This is a genomic window from Citrobacter pasteurii (genome assembly GCF_019047765.1).
Lineage (GTDB): Bacteria > Pseudomonadota > Gammaproteobacteria > Enterobacterales > Enterobacteriaceae > Citrobacter > Citrobacter pasteurii.
Window position 1 is genome coordinate 3,417,142 of sequence record NZ_CP077262.1, and the last position, 16,307, is coordinate 3,433,448.

General features: G+C 52.9%; 16 protein-coding genes. 10 read left to right on the forward strand and 6 right to left on the reverse strand.

Going from position 1 to position 16,307, the window contains the following annotated elements:
- Nucleotides 1-68 precede the first annotated feature (68 nt).
- The 4 genes from poxB to I6L54_RS16745 all read left to right on the forward strand — a co-directional run bounded on the left by poxB (nt 69) and on the right by I6L54_RS16745 (nt 5,496).
- The gene (gene poxB, locus I6L54_RS16730; RefSeq protein ID WP_005122077.1) at nt 69-1,787 is read left to right on the forward strand and encodes a ubiquinone-dependent pyruvate dehydrogenase; all 1,719 of its coding nucleotides are present in this window, start codon (nt 69-71) and stop codon (nt 1,785-1,787) included.
- Nucleotides 1,788-1,942: 155 nt separating this feature from the next.
- Nucleotides 1,943-2,944, forward strand: coding sequence for a low-specificity L-threonine aldolase (ltaE, locus tag I6L54_RS16735; protein ID WP_040231858.1), 1,002 nt, complete (start codon nt 1,943-1,945; stop codon nt 2,942-2,944).
- A gap of 10 nt (nt 2,945-2,954) precedes the next feature.
- On the forward strand, nt 2,955-4,385 hold the full coding sequence (locus I6L54_RS16740; RefSeq protein ID WP_040231991.1) for an SDR family oxidoreductase: 1,431 nt from the start codon (nt 2,955-2,957) through the stop codon (nt 4,383-4,385).
- 97 nt (nt 4,386-4,482) lie between these two features.
- Nucleotides 4,483-5,496, forward strand: a complete 1,014-nt coding sequence (locus I6L54_RS16745) for a 3-beta-hydroxysteroid dehydrogenase (RefSeq protein WP_040231857.1) — start codon at nt 4,483-4,485, stop codon at nt 5,494-5,496.
- Nucleotides 5,497-5,602: 106 nt separating this feature from the next.
- Here I6L54_RS16745 and I6L54_RS16750 read toward each other — a convergent pair whose 3' ends face one another.
- Entirely contained in the window at nt 5,603-6,433 is an 831-nt protein-coding gene (locus I6L54_RS16750) for an N-acetylmuramoyl-L-alanine amidase (protein WP_005122087.1), read from the reverse strand.
- Nucleotides 6,430-6,753, reverse strand: coding sequence for a heavy metal-binding domain-containing protein (locus tag I6L54_RS16755; RefSeq protein ID WP_001160725.1), 324 nt, complete (start codon nt 6,751-6,753; stop codon nt 6,430-6,432). The genes I6L54_RS16750 and I6L54_RS16755 overlap by 4 nt, the downstream gene beginning before the upstream one ends.
- 126 nt (nt 6,754-6,879) lie before the next feature.
- Between I6L54_RS16755 and I6L54_RS16760 the strand changes: the two genes are divergently transcribed.
- The 6 genes from I6L54_RS16760 to artJ all read left to right on the forward strand — a co-directional run bounded on the left by I6L54_RS16760 (nt 6,880) and on the right by artJ (nt 11,481).
- Complete coding sequence (locus tag I6L54_RS16760) at nt 6,880-7,395, forward strand: lipoprotein (RefSeq protein WP_040231856.1); 516 nt, start codon at nt 6,880-6,882, stop codon at nt 7,393-7,395.
- A gap of 225 nt (nt 7,396-7,620) precedes the next feature.
- Nucleotides 7,621-8,349 (forward strand): arginine ABC transporter ATP-binding protein ArtP, encoded by a 729-nt coding sequence (gene artP, locus I6L54_RS16765; RefSeq protein ID WP_003027295.1) that lies wholly within the window; start codon nt 7,621-7,623, stop codon nt 8,347-8,349.
- A 16-nt stretch (nt 8,350-8,365) separates the two neighbouring features.
- Entirely contained in the window at nt 8,366-9,097 is a 732-nt protein-coding gene (gene artI / locus I6L54_RS16770; RefSeq protein ID WP_005122104.1) for an arginine ABC transporter substrate-binding protein ArtI, read from the forward strand.
- Between the two features lie 6 nt (nt 9,098-9,103).
- On the forward strand, nt 9,104-9,820 hold the full coding sequence (gene artQ / locus I6L54_RS16775; protein WP_040231854.1) for an arginine ABC transporter permease ArtQ: 717 nt from the start codon (nt 9,104-9,106) through the stop codon (nt 9,818-9,820).
- Nucleotides 9,820-10,488: an arginine ABC transporter permease ArtM gene (gene artM, locus I6L54_RS16780; protein WP_005122106.1), complete on the forward strand. Its 669-nt coding sequence runs from the start codon at nt 9,820-9,822 to the stop codon at nt 10,486-10,488. Before artQ ends, artM begins: the two co-directional genes overlap by 1 nt.
- Before the next feature lie 261 nt (nt 10,489-10,749).
- A complete protein-coding gene (artJ, locus tag I6L54_RS16785) occupies nt 10,750-11,481 on the forward strand; it encodes an arginine ABC transporter substrate-binding protein ArtJ (protein WP_005122109.1) in 732 nt (243 codons plus the stop codon).
- A gap of 177 nt (nt 11,482-11,658) precedes the next feature.
- On the opposite strand, the gene phoH is transcribed toward artJ, so the two are convergent.
- The 4 genes from phoH to efeU form a co-directional block, all read right to left on the reverse strand.
- Nucleotides 11,659-12,447, reverse strand: coding sequence for a phosphate starvation-inducible protein PhoH (gene phoH, locus I6L54_RS16790; protein WP_005122110.1), 789 nt, complete (start codon nt 12,445-12,447; stop codon nt 11,659-11,661).
- A 520-nt stretch (nt 12,448-12,967) separates the two neighbouring features.
- Entirely contained in the window at nt 12,968-14,251 is a 1,284-nt protein-coding gene (efeB, locus tag I6L54_RS16795; protein ID WP_040231852.1) for an iron uptake transporter deferrochelatase/peroxidase subunit, read from the reverse strand.
- A gap of 5 nt (nt 14,252-14,256) precedes the next feature.
- Entirely contained in the window at nt 14,257-15,384 is a 1,128-nt protein-coding gene (gene efeO / locus I6L54_RS16800) for an iron uptake system protein EfeO (RefSeq protein WP_005122112.1), read from the reverse strand.
- Between the two features lie 57 nt (nt 15,385-15,441).
- A complete protein-coding gene (gene efeU, locus I6L54_RS16805; RefSeq protein ID WP_005122113.1) occupies nt 15,442-16,275 on the reverse strand; it encodes an iron uptake transporter permease EfeU in 834 nt (277 codons plus the stop codon).
- Nucleotides 16,276-16,307 lie beyond the last annotated feature (32 nt).

A 16,307-nucleotide genomic window follows, 5' to 3' on the forward strand; every position in this document is an offset into this window, starting at 1 on the left:
ATGAGAAGCATAACTATTATCTTCATCTAAACTTGTAACCGGTATCACATTAAAGGAGATGGAGAACCATGAAACAAACGGTTGCCGCTTTTATTGCTAAAACCCTTGAACAAGCTGGCGTTAAACGTATTTGGGGTGTGACCGGCGACTCGCTGAATGGCCTCAGCGATAGTCTGAATCGTATGGGAACGATTGACTGGATGCCAACCCGCCATGAAGAGGTTGCCGCCTTCGCCGCGGGCGCTGAAGCGCAGTTGACGGGCGAACTGGCGGTCTGTGCAGGCTCGTGTGGACCAGGCAACTTGCACCTGATTAACGGCCTGTTTGATTGCCATCGCAACCACGTCCCGGTGCTGGCGATTGCCGCGCATATTCCATCCAGTGAAATAGGCAGTGGTTATTTTCAGGAGACCCACCCGCAAGAGTTGTTCCGTGAATGTAGCCACTATTGCGAGCTGGTCTCCAGCCCTGAACAGATCCCCCAGGTGCTGGCTATAGCTATGCGTAAAGCGGTGCTCAACCGTGGCGTCTCCGTGGTGGTATTACCCGGCGACGTGGCGCTCAAGCCCGCCCCTGAAAGCGCCAGTACGCACTGGTATCATGCGCCGCTCCCGGTAGTCACCCCGGAAGAAGAAGAGCTGAGAAAACTGGCGCAACTGCTGCGCTACTCCAGCAACATCGCCCTGATGTGCGGCAGCGGCTGCGCCGGTGCGCATAAAGAGCTGGTTGAGTTTGCGGCTAAAATCAAAGCCCCGATCGTGCACGCCCTGCGCGGGAAAGAGCATGTTGAGTACGACAACCCGTACGACGTGGGCATGACCGGGTTAATTGGCTTTTCATCCGGCTTCCATACCATGATGAATGCCGACACGCTGGTTTTGCTCGGCACCCAGTTCCCCTATCGCCCGTTTTACCCCACAGATGCCAAAATTATTCAGATTGATATCAATCCCGCAAGCATTGGCGCGCACAGTAAAGTTGATATGGCGCTGGTAGGCGATATTAAATCCACCCTCCGCGCCCTGCTGCCGTTGGTGGAAGAAAAAACCGAGCGACAGTTCCTGGATAAAGCGCTGGAACACTATCGCGAGGCGCGTAAAGGGCTGGATGATTTAGCCAAACCCAGTGATAAAGCCATTCACCCGCAGTATCTCGCACAGCAAATCAGCCACTTTGCCGCTGACGACGCCATCTTCACCTGTGACGTAGGCACACCAACAGTATGGGCCGCACGCTATCTGAAAATGAACGGTAAACGCCGCCTGCTAGGGTCGTTTAACCACGGCTCAATGGCCAATGCCATGCCGCAGGCGCTCGGTGCGCAGGCGACTGAACCAGGTCGTCAGGTCGTCGCGATGTGCGGCGATGGCGGCTTCAGCATGCTGATGGGTGATTTTCTGTCGGTTGTGCAAATGAAGTTGCCGGTGAAGATTATTGTCTTCAACAACAGCGTGCTGGGATTTGTGGCGATGGAGATGAAGGCGGGGGGTTATCTGACCGACGGCACCGAACTACACGACACCAACTTCGCACGTATTGCCGAAGCCTGTGGTATTACGGGCATCCGCGTAGAGAAATCCTCTGAGGTCGATGAGGCCTTGCAACGCGCCATGTCAATCGATGGTCCGGTGCTGGTCGATGTCGTTGTGGCGAAAGAAGAGCTGGCCATTCCACCACAAATAAAACTCGAACAAGCGAAGGGATTTAGCCTGTATATGCTGCGCGCGATCATCAGTGGACGCGGTGATGAAGTGATCGAACTGGCGAAAACTAACTGGCTCAGGTAAAACATCCTTATTAAACCACACACAAAATCATTCATGATGCATCAAGGCGGCAAGCCCGAAAATCCCCAGGAGCATAGGAATACTATGTGACTGGGGTTTGAGGGTGAGGCCAACGCCGAGGCAGCTTGAAGGATGAAGTGTAATAAGGAGATACCATGATTGATTTACGCAGTGATACCGTCACCCGACCCAGTCGCGCCATGCTCGAAGAGATGATGGCCGCCCCGGTCGGGGACGACGTTTACGGAGATGACCCTACCGTTAACGCCCTTCAGCAATACGCCGCAGAACTTTCTGGTAAAGAAGCGGCTATTTTCCTGCCTACCGGCACTCAGGCTAATCTGGTTGCGTTACTCAGCCATTGCCAGCGTGGCGAGGAATATATCGCCGGTCAGGGTGCTCATAACTACTTATATGAAGCTGGCGGCGCCGCGGTGCTCGGGAGTATCCAACCGCAACCCATCGATGCCGCGCCGGATGGCTCCCTGCCGCTGGACAAAGTGGCGGCAAAAATCAAAGCAGACGATATCCATTTTGCCCGCACCCGTCTGCTCAGTCTGGAAAACACACACAACGGTAAAGTGTTGCCACGTGAGTACCTGAAAGAGGCCTGGGAATTCACCCGTGAGCGCAACCTTGCCCTGCACGTTGATGGTGCACGTATTTTCAACGCCATCGTCGCCTATGGCTGTGAGTTAAAAGACGTTACTCAATACTGCGACTCGTTCACCATTTGTCTTTCCAAAGGTCTGGGAACGCCGGTAGGCTCGCTGCTGGTCGGCAGCCACGAGTATATCAAGCGCGCCATTCGCTGGCGCAAAATGGCTGGTGGCGGAATGCGCCAGGCGGGTATTCTGGCGGCGGCCGGACTGTATGCGCTAAAAAATAACGTCGCACGTTTGCAGGAAGACCATGACAACGCGGCATGGATGGCTGAACAGCTGCGCGAAGCAGGGGCGGACGTCATGCGCCACGACACCAACATGCTGTTTGTTCGCGTTGGCGAAGAGCACGCTGCCGCGCTGGGCGAATACATGAAAGCGCAAGGCGTGCTGATTAACGCCTCGCCGATTGTACGCCTGGTGATGCATCTGGACGTATCGCGTGAACAACTTGCTGAAGTCGTCGCCCACTGGCGCGCTTTTTTAACCCGTTAAGGAGATGGGCGTGCCGCAACGGATTTTGGTTCTTGGCGCCAGTGGCTACATTGGTCAGCATTTGGTACAGGCCCTCAGTCAGCAAGGGCATCAGGTGTTGGCTGCGGCACGTCGCATTGAACGACTGGAAAAGCAGCAACTGGCCAACGTCAGTTGCCATAAGGTCGATTTAAACTGGCCAGATAACCTTACGCCGTTGCTGACCGGCGTTGATACGGTTTATTACCTGGTCCATGGAATGGGTGAAGGCGGTGATTTTATCGCCCACGAGCGCCAGGTGGCGATGAACGTGCGCGATGCTTTGCGTGATACACCGGTCAAACAGCTTATTTTCCTGAGCTCATTACAGGCTCCCCGGCATGAACAATCCGATCATCTGCGTGCGCGGCAAATAACCGCAGACACCCTGCGTGAATCAGGCGTGCCGATGACGGAATTGCGTGCGGGCATTATCGTGGGGGCAGGTTCCGCTGCCTTTGAAGTGATGCGCGACATGGTCTACAACCTGCCGGTACTTACCCCTCCGCGCTGGGTGCGCTCGCGTACCACACCTATCGCGCTGGAGAATTTAATGTATTACCTGGTGGCGCTGTTGGACCATCCCACACAACATAACCGCGTACTCGAAGCCGCCGGACCGCAGGTATTGAGCTATCAGGAGCAGTTCGAGCATTTTATGGCGGTCAGCGGTAAACATCGCCTACTCATCCCTATTCCCTTTCCTACCCGCTGGATTTCGGTCTGGTTTTTAAACGTCATTACGTCGGTGCCGCCTACCACGGCCAAAGCGCTGATCCAGGGCCTGAAACACGATCTGTTGGCCGATGACACCGAATTACGTGCGCTGATCCCGCAAAAGCTGATTGCCTTTGATGACGCGGTACGCAGCACGTTGAAGGAAGAAGAAAAGCTGGTCAACTCCAGCGACTGGGGTTACGACGCGCAGGCGTTTGCCCGCTGGCGTCCTGAATATGGCTATTTTGCCAAACAGGCTGGCTTTAGCGTCGAAACCTCCGCCAGCAAAAAAGCGTTGTGGCAGGTCGTGAACCGGCTCGGCGGCAAAGAAGGCTACTTCTTTGGCAACATTTTGTGGAAAACGCGTGCGGCGTTAGATCTGCTGGTTGGCCATAAGCTGGCGAAAGGTCGGCCAGAACGCTCTCTGTTGCAGGTTGGCGATACCGTTGATAGCTGGAAAGTTATCATTGTTGAACCCGAGAAACAGCTGACGCTGCTGTTTGGGATGAAAGCGCCTGGTTTGGGTCGCCTGAGCTTCACGCTGGAAGATAAAGGCGATCACCGACGCATTGATGTACGCGCCTGGTGGCATCCGCACGGCATGCCCGGTCTTTTCTATTGGCTGTTGATGATCCCGGCGCACTTGTTCATTTTCAGAGGGATGGCGAAGCGTATTGCCAGACTTGCAGAACAAATCACAGACTAATGCGAAAAAGAGACTGTATTCTTTCATGTTTCCCATTGCATACAGACGTAATTCACGGAAGAATGCGCACGACGTTTTTTAAACACAGTGGATTGATATGAAGGTACTGGTTACCGGAGCCACCAGCGGCTTAGGCCGAAACGCGGTTGAGTTTTTATGCAGCAGAGGCGTCAGCGTCAGAGCGACCGGTCGCAACGAAGCGATGGGCAAGCTGCTGGAAAAAATGGGCGCAGAATTTGTGCATGCCGATCTGACCGAGCTGGTTTCTTCGCAGGCAAAAGTGATGCTTGCCGGCATCGACACGCTGTGGCACTGCTCCAGTTTTACCTCACCGTGGGGAACTCAGGAAGCCTTCGATCTGGCCAACGTTCGCGCAACTCGCCGTCTGGGCGAGTGGGCCGTGGCCTGGGGCGTGCGTAACTTCATTCATATATCCTCTCCATCACTGTATTTTGACTATCACCACCATCGTGATATCAAAGAGGACTTCCGCCCACACCGCTTCGCCAATGAATTTGCCCGCAGCAAAGCGGCTGGCGAAGACGTGATCGCGCTGTTGGCCCAGGCCAACCCGCAGACCCGTTTTACGGTCTTGCGTCCGCAAAGCCTGTTCGGCCCTCATGACAAAGTGTTTATCCCACGTCTGGCGCATATGATGCACCACTATGGCAGCATCCTGTTGCCACACGGTGGAAGTGCGATGGTGGATATGACCTATTACGAGAACGCAGTGCATGCGATGTGGCTGGCAAGCCAGCACGCCTGCGATAAGCTGCCGTCAGGTCGCGCGTACAACATCACCAACGGCGAGCATCGCACCCTGCGCAGCATTGTGCAGAAACTCATCGACGAGTTGAATATTGATTGTCGGATCCGCTCCGTTCCCTACCCGATGCTGGACATGATTGCCCGCAGCATGGAGCGTTTGGGCAATAAATCGGCGAAAGAGCCAAAACTTACGCACTACGGCGTTTCGAAGCTGAATTTTGATTTTACGCTGGATACCACCCGCGCTCAGGAAGAATTAGGTTATCAACCCGTTGTGACGCTGGATGAAGGGATTGAACGTACCGCGGCCTGGCTGCGCGACCACGGTAAGCTGCCGCGTTAACCATTGCCGGATGGCGGCGCAAGCGCCTTATCCGGCCTACTAAAAACCAGCCCAAATTAGCCGTAGGTCTGATAAGCGAAGCGCCATCAGGCATTGGTGTTCTGCGTTAACCCTGCCCGTATTTTTCCAGTAACGCTTCGGCAATCGCCTGAGTTTCTGCATCCGCCACGCCGTTCCACAACGTCGGGCGGAAGTGCATCTGGAACGCCATAATCACCCGCTGCTGTTCACGCGGCGTCATATCGGATTTTACCTCATAGCCGTAGCGCGACAGCAGATCGAGTAAAGATGCGGTTTCTACCGGCGAATGAGGCGCTCGCCCGGCAAGATAAAACGCCACACGCTGAGCATCCGGCCAGGCGCCAATTCCCTGTTCGGCCAGCACTTTCCATGGGAAAAGCGGTCCGGGGTCGTCCTTTCGTTGCGGGGCGACGTCCGCATGGGCTACCACGTTCTGCGGTTTTATGTCGTAGCGGGCGATAATATCTTTCGCCAATGGGATCAGCGCCTGAATCTGCGCGGGCTCAAACGGCGCAAAATATTTTGTCCCCGCCGATTTTTGCCAGCCGCGGTTTTCCAGCTCAATGCCAATCGAGGTATCGTTGATGCGCGTCGCGCCACGCCAGAAGCTAATCCCCGCATGCCAGGCCAGATCTTTTTCGGGGACCAGTTGCCAGATACGCGGTTTGCCGTGGTAGAGCGGCGGCACAGCCGGGATCAGATAGTGCGAACTGACGTTTTTATCCGTCAGCGTTGCCAGAGAAGAATCAAAGTCATCCGCCGTGTAATGGATAACCAGCACTTTAATGCGCGGGTAAGCAGCCTGCGCCTGACGGCGGGTATCTAACTGATACCCGTCTTTGTCGACAATCCCTTTTTCGCCAGCACATCCCACCAGCAACAGCGTAAATGCCAGCAGACACAACAGACGCTTCATCGGCGAGTTTTCACCGCGGTACCGCTGACGCTCACCATCAGCATACTGCCGTCTTTGCCCACGGTTTCGTAATCGATATCGATACCGACAACCGCATCAGCACCCAGCGCTTTGGCCTGTTCACCGAGCTCCTGAAAAGCAATTTCGCGCGCTTTTCGCAGCTCTTTTTCATACGCGCCGGAGCGACCGCCGACAATATCGCGGATGCCAGCAAAGAAATCGCGGAAGATGTTCGCGCCTAAAATAGCTTCACCGGTAACAACACCGCAGTATTCCACGATGCTCTGCCCTTCCAGCGTAGGGGTAGTCGAAAACTGCATGGTTAATCTCCTTTTTGCGCTAAGAGCACGATCTCAAAAGCATTATCGAACCGATCCACTATCATTGAAAGGATATATTCTATCAACGTAGAACACTAATAGTAGAAAGCTAATAAGGAAATCATTATGCGCTACTCGAAACTCTCTCTGCTGGTTCCCTGTGCACTCCTTCTCAGCGCCTGTACTACCGTGACGCCGGTTTATAAAGATAACGGCGCGCGTAGCGGTTCATGCGTAGAAGGCGGGCCAGACAGCGTGGCTCAACAATTCTATGATTACCGTATTCAGCATCGAAACAACGATCTTACCCCCCTTCGTCCATACCTTAGCGACAACCTGGCGAAACTGCTGAACGATGCCAGCCGTGATAACGCGCATCGCGAACTGTTTAACAGCGATCCGTTCTCCAGTCGCACGACTTTGCCGGATAGCGCCAGCGTAGCCAGCGCATCAACCATTCCGAATAGTGATGCACGCAACATCCCGCTGCGCGTAGAGCTTAAACAAGGCGATCAAAGCTGGCGTGATGAAGTGCTGATGATCCGTGAGGGCCAGTGCTGGGTCATTGATGATGTCCGCTATCTGGGCGGCAGCGTACACGCGCCAGCCGGGACGTTGCGCCAGTCTGTCGAAAACCGCTAATCGCGCCATTCACCCGTCTAAATCATAACCCCCATAAATTGTCTGGCATTCTGCATAGAATGCCGACAATTATTCTTACCCGCTGGTAGCTCCGCTATTTTGTGCTATGTTTAGATAAGAATGCGGTTTGCATTTAACTTTTAACGCATAAATATTGCATAACTATTCTGTCAAAGGTAGTATCTGCGGCTTCAATAGCTATCAGACTGCCAGTATCGAGTGTCAATGAGTATTCAATTAAACGGCATTAACTGCTTCTACGGCGCACATCAGGCGCTGTTCGATATCACGCTGGATTGCCCTCAGGGTGAAACACTGGTGTTACTTGGCCCAAGTGGAGCCGGGAAAAGCTCGCTACTGCGCGTACTCAACCTGCTTGAGATGCCGCGCTCGGGCACGCTCTCTATTGCGGGTAACCGTTTCGACTTCACGAAAACCCCGTCAGATAAAGCCATTCGGGATCTGCGTCAAAACGTGGGCATGGTCTTTCAGCAATATAATCTTTGGCCGCATCTCACGGTGGTGCAGAACCTGATTGAAGCGCCCTGCCGCGTACTGGGTCTGACAAAAGAGCAAGCGATGGCGCGTGCCGAGAAACTGCTGGAACGTCTACGCCTGAAGCCATACAGCGATCGCTATCCGCTGCATCTCTCCGGCGGCCAGCAGCAGCGTGTGGCCATTGCCCGCGCGTTGATGATGGAACCGCAGGTGCTGCTGTTTGACGAGCCTACCGCAGCGCTTGACCCGGAAATCACCGCCCAAATCGTCAGCATCATTCGTGAGCTGGCGGAAACCAATATTACTCAGGTGATCGTCACCCACGAAGTGGAAGTTGCACGTAAAACAGCCAGTCGTGTGGTGTACATGGAAAACGGTCATATCGTCGAGTTTGGGGATGCGAGCTGCTTTGCCAACCCGCAAACCGAAGCGTTTAAAAACTATCTTTCTCACTAAGATTCGGGACAATACAATGAAAAAAGTTCTGATTGCCGCGCTAATCGCAGGTTTTAGCCTTTCCGCTACCGCAGCCCAAACCATTCGTTTCGCCACCGAAGCGTCTTATCCTCCGTTTGAATCGATCGATGCTAACAACAAGATCGTAGGGTTTGACGTTGATCTGGCGAATGCGCTGTGTAAAGAGATTGACGCTACCTGTACCTTCACCAATCAGGCCTTTGATAGCCTGATCCCGAGCCTGAAATTCCGTCGTTTTGACGCGGTAATGGCCGGTATGGACATCACGCCTGAGCGTGAAAAACAGGTTCTGTTCACCACTCCTTATTACGACAACTCTGCGCTGTTTGTTAGCCAACAGGGTAAATACACCGGCATTGATCAGCTGAAAGGTAAAAAAGTCGGTGTCCAGAACGGTACTACGCACCAGAAATTCATCATGGATAAACATCCGGAAGTGACTACCGTGCCGTATGACAGCTACCAGAATGCCAAACTCGATCTGCAAAACGGCCGTATTGACGGCGTCTTTGGTGATACCGCAGTAGTGACAGAGTGGCTGAAAGACAATCCAAAACTGGCCGCGGTTGGCGACAAAGTCACGGATAAAGATTACTTCGGTACCGGTCTGGGCATCGCTGTGCGCCAGGGCAATACCGAGCTGCAGCAGAAATTTAACGCTGCGCTGGAAAAAGTGAAGAAAGATGGGACTTACGAGACCATCTACAACAAATGGTTCCAGAAGTAATATTTGATGAATGAATTTTTTCCTTTAGCAAGCGCCGCCGGGATGACCGTCGGCCTTGCCGTTTGTGCGCTGATCATCGGCCTCGCGCTCGCCATGTTTTTTGCCGTCTGGGAGTCAGTAAAATGGCGCCCGGTAGCATGGGCGGGCTCGGCCCTGGTCACCATCCTGCGCGGTCTGCCGGAAATTCTGGTGGTTCTGTTTATCTATTTTGGCTCCTCACAACTGCTGTTGACGCTGGCCGATGGCTTTACGATCAATCTCGGGTTCGTGCAAATCCCGGTGCAGATGCAGATCGAAAACTTCGACGTCAGCCCGTTCCTGTGCGGTGTGATTGCACTGTCATTGCTTTACGCAGCCTATGCCTCACAAACACTGCGTGGCGCGCTGAAGGCCGTGCCACTCGGGCAATGGGAATCAGGCCAGGCGCTGGGTTTATCTAAAACCGCGATTTTCTTTCGCCTGGTGATGCCGCAGATGTGGCGTCACGCGCTGCCGGGGCTGGGTAACCAGTGGCTGGTATTACTGAAAGATACCGCGCTGGTCAGCCTGATCAGCGTGAACGATCTGATGCTGCAAACCAAGAGCATCGCCACCCGTACCCAGGAACCCTTTACCTGGTACATCGTCGCGGCGGCTATTTACCTGGTGATTACGCTGGTGAGTCAGTACATTCTCAAACGCATTGATCTGCGCGCGACACGTTTTGAGCGGAGACCGGGCTGATGCTTGAGTATTTACCTGAATTACTGAAAGGGCTGCATACCAGCCTGACGTTGACGGTCGCCTCCATCGTAGTTGCTCTGGTGCTGGCGCTGATTTTCACCGTCATCCTGACGCTAAAGACGCCGATTGTGGTCTGGCTGGTTCGCGCCTATATCACGTTGTTTACCGGCACACCGCTGCTGGTGCAGATCTTTCTGATCTACTACGGGCCAGGGCAGTTTCCGACGCTGCAGGAATATCCAGTGCTCTGGCATCTGCTGTCCGAACCGTGGCTGTGCGCGTTAATCGCCCTGTCGTTAAACAGTGCGGCCTATACCACGCAACTGTTTTACGGTGCGATTCGAGCAATCCCGGAAGGCCAGTGGCAGTCCTGTGGTGCGCTGGGGATGAGCAAGAAGGATACGCTGGCCATTCTGCTGCCGTACGCCTTTAAACGCGCCCTCTCCTCGTATTCCAACGAAGTGGTACTGGTGTTTAAAAGTACCTCACTGGCATACACCATCACGCTGATGGAAGTTATGGGCTATAGCCAGTTGCTGTACGGTCGCACTTATGACGTGATGGTTTTCGGCGCGGCTGGCGTGATTTACCTGATCGTCAACGGTTTGCTGACGTTGATGATGCGCTTGATCGAACGTAAAGCGCTGGCGTTTGAACACCGGAATTAAGCATATGCCGGATGACGCTATGCTTATCAGGCCTACGGTTCATGCACCTTTTGTAGGCCGGATAATGTGCTAGCACCGCCATCCGGCAAATATGCATAAAACAAAATAATAAAGACGGACAACAACCTAAATTGTCCGTCTTTTTTTATATCAAAAAAATAATTAATCATTTTTATTGCATATAAATTCATTAAGTGGCATTGTGAATCCACGCCGCAGACACGGTAAATAATCATAAGATTGACAGACGGGAGTTCCACCATGAAAAAGTTAGTACTGGCCGCATTACTTGCTACTTTCGCCGCTGGCGCCGCAGCTGCTGATAAAATTAGTTTCGGTGTATCAGCTACTTACCCGCCATTTGAGTCACTGGACGCCAGCAATAAAATTGTCGGTTTTGATATCGATCTGGCAACAGCATTGTGTAAACAAATGCAGGCTGAATGTACTTTTACTAATCATGCTTTCGACAGCCTGATCCCCGCGCTGAAATTCAAAAAATACGATGCGGTGATTTCCGGTATGGACATCACGCCTGAACGTAGCAAGCAGGTTTCCTTCACTCAGCCGTACTATGCCAACTCCGCGCTGGTGATTGCGAAGAAAGACACCTATAAAAGCTTTGATGACCTGAAAGGCAAACGTATTGGGATGGAAAACGGCACCACGCACCAGAAATACCTGCAGGACAAACATCCTGAAGTAAAAACGGTGGCCTACGACAGCTATCAGAATGCAATCATCGACCTGAAAAATGGCCGTATTGATGGGGTATTTGGCGACACTGCCGTCGTCAATGAGTGGCTAAAAACCAATCCACAGTTAGGTTCTGCAACGGCAAAAGTCACCGATCCGCAGTACTTTGGTACGGGTCTTGGTATAGCTGTTCGCCCGGATAATAAAGCACTGCTGGAAAAACTGAACAGTGCGCTGGCCGCCATCAAAGCTGACGGCACGTACCAAAAAATCAGTGACCAGTGGTTTCCACAGTAACCTCAGTCTTGTTAAAAAAGCCGCGACCAGCGGCTTTTTTACTGCTATTTTCCCATGCGGGATACAACGTGAACACCTGACCTCATCAACAATGCTGGCCACGCCATCAGTCCGTTGTGCTCATAGGGGTACAAAAAACAAAGCCCGGTTTCCCGGGCCTTGAAGACGGAGTACTTATCAGTTGTAAGCGTTGAGCGTCCGCTGACACAGTGCCGAGCGAACGCAATCATCTTTGTTGAATCGAACGATCCCAATCATGTCATCTTCTTCGAAACGGGCCAGCGCATCGCTTAGCCCTGAACGAACATGAGCGGGGAGATCGCACTGGGTAATATCCCCATTCACAATCACCGTCACATTCTCTCCGAGGCGAGTCAAAAACATCTTCATTTGCGCAGCAGTCACATTCTGAGCCTCATCCAGAATGACAACGGCATTTTCAAATGTACGTCCCCGCATATACGCGAACGGCGCGATTTCTACCTTACCAATCTCAGGTCGCAGGCAATATTGCATAAAGGAGGCTCCCAGACGTTTTACCAGCACGTCATAAACCGGACGAAAATAGGGAGCGAACTTCTCGGAGACATCCCCAGGTAAGAAGCCGAGGTCTTCATCAGCTTGCAGAACTGGACGGGTTACTATGATCCTGTCCACATCTTTGTGGATCAGGGCTTCTGCTGCTTTCGCTGCGCTGATCCAGGTTTTACCACACCCGGCTTCGCCTGTGGCGAAGATCAGCTGCTTACTCTCGATAGCATTCAGGTAGTGCGCCTGAGCTTCATTTCGCGCCGTGATCGGTGTGGCGTCGCGGCTATCACGCGCCATACCAATCGCTTCTACGCCGCCCATCTGCACAAGCGAGGTGACCGATTCATCTTCGCGTTGTTTATGGCTACGCGAATCCCGCCTCAGCACACGTTTTGCTTCGCGACGAGCTTTGATCACTGCTTTTTGTCTTCCCATGGATAGCACCTTGAGTTGTAGGTATACATCACACGCGCCGTTGGCGGCACGATTATGCGCACGAACATCTGAGGGTTGGCTTCCTTGTAAGCCATTGCCTGCCTTTGGATAAGACGCCATACACGGCTACGCGCACCGTACAGGGTGTCAGTTACAAGGATAAGAAGTGAAAGGGAGAGAGATTTAACGGTGACGAGATGGCTACCGGAAGAGAAACGTCCGCATAAGGGACTGCAATAACTTTGAAAAATGTGTCCAGTACAGGACTTTTCCATTCGCGATCTCCATAGTGAATGACTATCACCGCCGGGAACTACCGCTATTACGTATAATTACATCATAACCTTTCGTTAATGCAACAATATTTTTACTTATTGTTAACTTGATTTCATCTTATCACCAGCAACAGTCTCTTGCAGAGAGATGACAGAATTATTTCAGTCGCCGCCGATCATGAAAAATAATTTTTTCATTCATCAGAGTGTCAGGAAATGCCCCGCAGCGCTGCGGGGCACAATCATCACGCTTCGAGCAGGGCTTGCCCCAGATAGTGGCCAGCGGTTTTGACACCCGGTAATGCAAAGAAATAGCCCCCACCAATCGGTTTGACATACTCCTCAAGCGCTTCACCGTTCAGGCGTTTCTGAACCGTCAAAAACCCTTTTTCCAGGTCGTGCTGATAGCAAACGAACAACAGTCCCATATCCAGTTGACCAGAATTGGTCACGCCAAGCGAATAACTGTAGCCACGACGCATCATCAGGCTGGTCTCTGTTTCTTTCGTGCGCGGGTTCGCCAGACGAATATGGCTGTCGAGTGCAATCACCTCGCCTTCGGGATCGTTGGCGTAATCCGGCACATCATGCTCATGCTGCATACCCAGCGGCGCGCCGGTATGTTTATCGCGGCCGAAAATCGTTTGCTGCTCTTTAAGCGGCGTACGGTCCCAAAATTCCACGCGGAACTGGATGAGCCTGACGGCCTGATAGCTACCATCTTGAGCCCACGCAGGTTCTCCTTGCCCATCCGTCACCCACACGACGTCTTGCATCAACTTCGCATCGGTAGCATCCGGATTCGCGGTGCCGTCCTTAAAGCCAAGCAAGTTGACCGGGGTCTCTTTACCCTTGCTGCGTGCGGCATGATCAGAAATAAACCCTTCACGTTTCCAGCGCACGCTGAGCAGATCAGGCGTGTGCTTAATGATATCGCGTAGCGCATGGATAACGGTGTCCTGCGTATTGGCGCAAATCTGCAACAGCAGATCGCCATGACATAATGCCGCATCCAGTGAGTCATTCGGAAAACGCGTCATTTTTTGCAGTTTTTTCGGCATCTGTGCTTTCAGACCATAGCGATCATCAAACAGTGAAGATCCAACCGACAGCGTCATCGTCAGATTATCCGGGGCTATGTATGCCCCAAGAATACCGGAATCCATAGGCGGTAAACGTGGATTCGGCGTTTCTGGCGCCGGCCCACCGGTGGTTAGAAATGCAAACCGGCTGGTCAGTAAACGAAACAGACGCTCAAGATCAGCTTTATCGCTGGCGAGCACATCAAACGCCACCAGCATCATTGAGGCTTGCTGCGGCGTCAGGATCCCGGCCTGGTGCTGGCCATAAAACGGTTGTTGCTCGCTACGCGCATCCGGAGACAGGGTTCCCGGCGCACTTTGCGTTTTTTGCGCGTGAGCGACCGGGCATGCGCCCGCCAGCGCCAGTGCCCCACCCAGCGCCCCCATCCCTTTCAGTAAACGTCGGCGTGACGGTTCGCTCACGCCGTTTTCATTATCGTGCTGCATAGTGCTTAATCCAGACCCAGAACACCGCGTAATTGCGACAAGTCTTCCGCCAGCGTCGTGATTGGCCCTTTCAGCGCATTACGATCGGCATCGGTCAGTTTGTCATAGGTTTCAAAGCCGTCTTTGGTACGGTACTTGCTCAGAATGGTATCGACTTTTTTGAAGTTCGCATCCACCTTCGCCAACAGATCAGCATTGGATTTTTGTAACTGAGGGCGCAGGAGATCGACAATTTTCTGCGCGCCATCGACGTTGGCCTGGAAATCCCACAGATCGGTATGGCTGTAGCGATCTTCTTCCCCACTGATTTTGCTGGCAGCAACTTCTTCAATAAGCCCTGCTGCCCCGCCAACCACTTTAGACGGTGGGAAAGCCAGCTCGCTAATACGCGTTTGCAGGTCAAGAACATCGCTGTTTAGCTGGTCAGCGTACTTGTCCATACCTTTAGTGGTATTGTCGCCAAACAGCGCTTTCTCCAGGCGGTGGAAGCCGGTGAATTTCGGATCGGCGGCTTTTTGCTCATAATCATCTTCACGCGCATCAATGCTGCCGTCGAGATCGGAGAACAATTCGGCAATTGGCTCAATACGCTCATAATGCTGACGGGTTGGCGCATACAGCGATTTGGCTTTTTCCACATCGCCCGCTTTAATAGCATCCGTAAAAGCTTTGGTGCCAGTCACCAGTTGCGCTGTTTCTGCCGTTACATAAGCTTTGTATTCAGTAATTGCACCACTCAGGCTCAGCAGAGCGTCGCTGTGCGCGGCATCTGCCGTTGCAGCCCCCTTCACGATCAGCTTGCCTTTCGGGTTGGTCAGCAGACCGCAGGTCATATCATATTCACCCGGCTGCAGGTTAGCCGTCATTTTCTGGCTAAAACCGGGCGCAATGTTTTCACGCTCTTCGACCACCATCACGCCTTTGAGGATCTCCCACTCCAGCGCTTTTTGACTGTGGTTCTGAATGATGAACTGAGTCTTCCCGGCATTCACCGTGATTGTCATCGGTTCACACTGTTTGTCATTAACCGTGACTTTTACCTGCGGGATATCAGCAGCGTGAGCGGTAAAAGCAGATGTAAACAGCGCGGCAATACCCAACTGCAGCGCACTACGGCGGAAATTAATCGTCATGACCCATCCCTATAAAAAGTATGTTGTAACTAAATGATATTCTTGCATCACGTTTTATCAGGGTGCGGTACGTGATGCCGTAGTGCCTGAACGAGGTGGCAGAGCAAACATAATCAATGCCGGAATCAGATAGATAAACCAGACAGCAACTTCACTGACGCTTGGCGCTTCCTGATAGCCGAAGATCCCTTCCATTAATGTGCCAAACAGCGAATGCGTTGACAGAACGCTGCTCATGTCGAACGCCACATCCTGAAAATGATTCCATAACCCGGCTTCGTGGAACGCGCGGATGGCCCCGGCGGCAAGACCGGCAGCCACCAGCAAAATAAACAGGCTGGTCCATTTGAAGAATGCCCCGAGGTTGAGGCGAATGCCGCCGAGGTAAATCAGGTAACCCAGTACTACCGCGGTGGCCAGCCCCAGCGTCGCACCTAGCGGTGGCCAGATACCCACATCCTGCTGGAATGCCGCCAGCAGGAAGAACACCGATTCCAGGCCTTCACGGGCAACGGCAAAAAAGACCATCATCACCAGCGCCCAGCCGTGATGATTACTGCGTTGCAACGCGTTATCGACAGCCTGTTCAAGCTGGACTTTGACGTTGCGGGAAACTTTGCGCATCCAGAAGACCATCCAGGTGAGGATCACCACGGCAATGAGCGCCACGATGCCTTCAAACAGTTCCTGTTCTTTTTGCGGAAATTCACCGGTGGTTTCGTTGATGAAAATGCCTAACGCCAGGCACAACGCCGCTGCCAGCAGAACACCAATCCACATCACCCCAATCCATCGACCACGCTGAGTCCGTTTCAGGTAGCTGGCAATCAGGCTGACAATCAGCGCGGCCTCTAACCCTTCGCGCAACATAATTAGAAATGGAACAAACATGCGAAGTACCCTTTAACGTTATTCTCAGTCAA

Coding starts and splice junctions, on each gene's coding strand:
- artI (WP_005122104.1), top strand. CDS start 8,366: ATGAAAAAAGTTCTGATTGCCGCGCTAATCGCAGGTTTTAGCCTTTCC.
- ltaE (WP_040231858.1), top strand. CDS start 1,943: ATGATTGATTTACGCAGTGATACCGTCACCCGACCCAGTCGCGCCATG.
- artJ (WP_005122109.1), top strand. CDS start 10,750: ATGAAAAAGTTAGTACTGGCCGCATTACTTGCTACTTTCGCCGCTGGC.
- phoH (WP_005122110.1), bottom strand. CDS start 12,447: ATGGGAAGACAAAAAGCAGTGATCAAAGCTCGTCGCGAAGCAAAACGT.
- I6L54_RS16755 (WP_001160725.1), bottom strand. CDS start 6,753: ATGCAGTTTTCGACTACCCCTACGCTGGAAGGGCAGAGCATCGTGGAA.
- I6L54_RS16745 (WP_040231857.1), top strand. CDS start 4,483: ATGAAGGTACTGGTTACCGGAGCCACCAGCGGCTTAGGCCGAAACGCG.
- efeU (WP_005122113.1), bottom strand. CDS start 16,275: ATGTTTGTTCCATTTCTAATTATGTTGCGCGAAGGGTTAGAGGCCGCG.
- artM (WP_005122106.1), top strand. CDS start 9,820: ATGCTTGAGTATTTACCTGAATTACTGAAAGGGCTGCATACCAGCCTG.
- I6L54_RS16760 (WP_040231856.1), top strand. CDS start 6,880: ATGCGCTACTCGAAACTCTCTCTGCTGGTTCCCTGTGCACTCCTTCTC.
- poxB (WP_005122077.1), top strand. CDS start 69: ATGAAACAAACGGTTGCCGCTTTTATTGCTAAAACCCTTGAACAAGCT.
- I6L54_RS16750 (WP_005122087.1), bottom strand. CDS start 6,433: ATGAAGCGTCTGTTGTGTCTGCTGGCATTTACGCTGTTGCTGGTGGGA.
- efeO (WP_005122112.1), bottom strand. CDS start 15,384: ATGACGATTAATTTCCGCCGTAGTGCGCTGCAGTTGGGTATTGCCGCG.
- artQ (WP_040231854.1), top strand. CDS start 9,104: ATGAATGAATTTTTTCCTTTAGCAAGCGCCGCCGGGATGACCGTCGGC.
- efeB (WP_040231852.1), bottom strand. CDS start 14,251: ATGCAGCACGATAATGAAAACGGCGTGAGCGAACCGTCACGCCGACGT.
- artP (WP_003027295.1), top strand. CDS start 7,621: ATGAGTATTCAATTAAACGGCATTAACTGCTTCTACGGCGCACATCAG.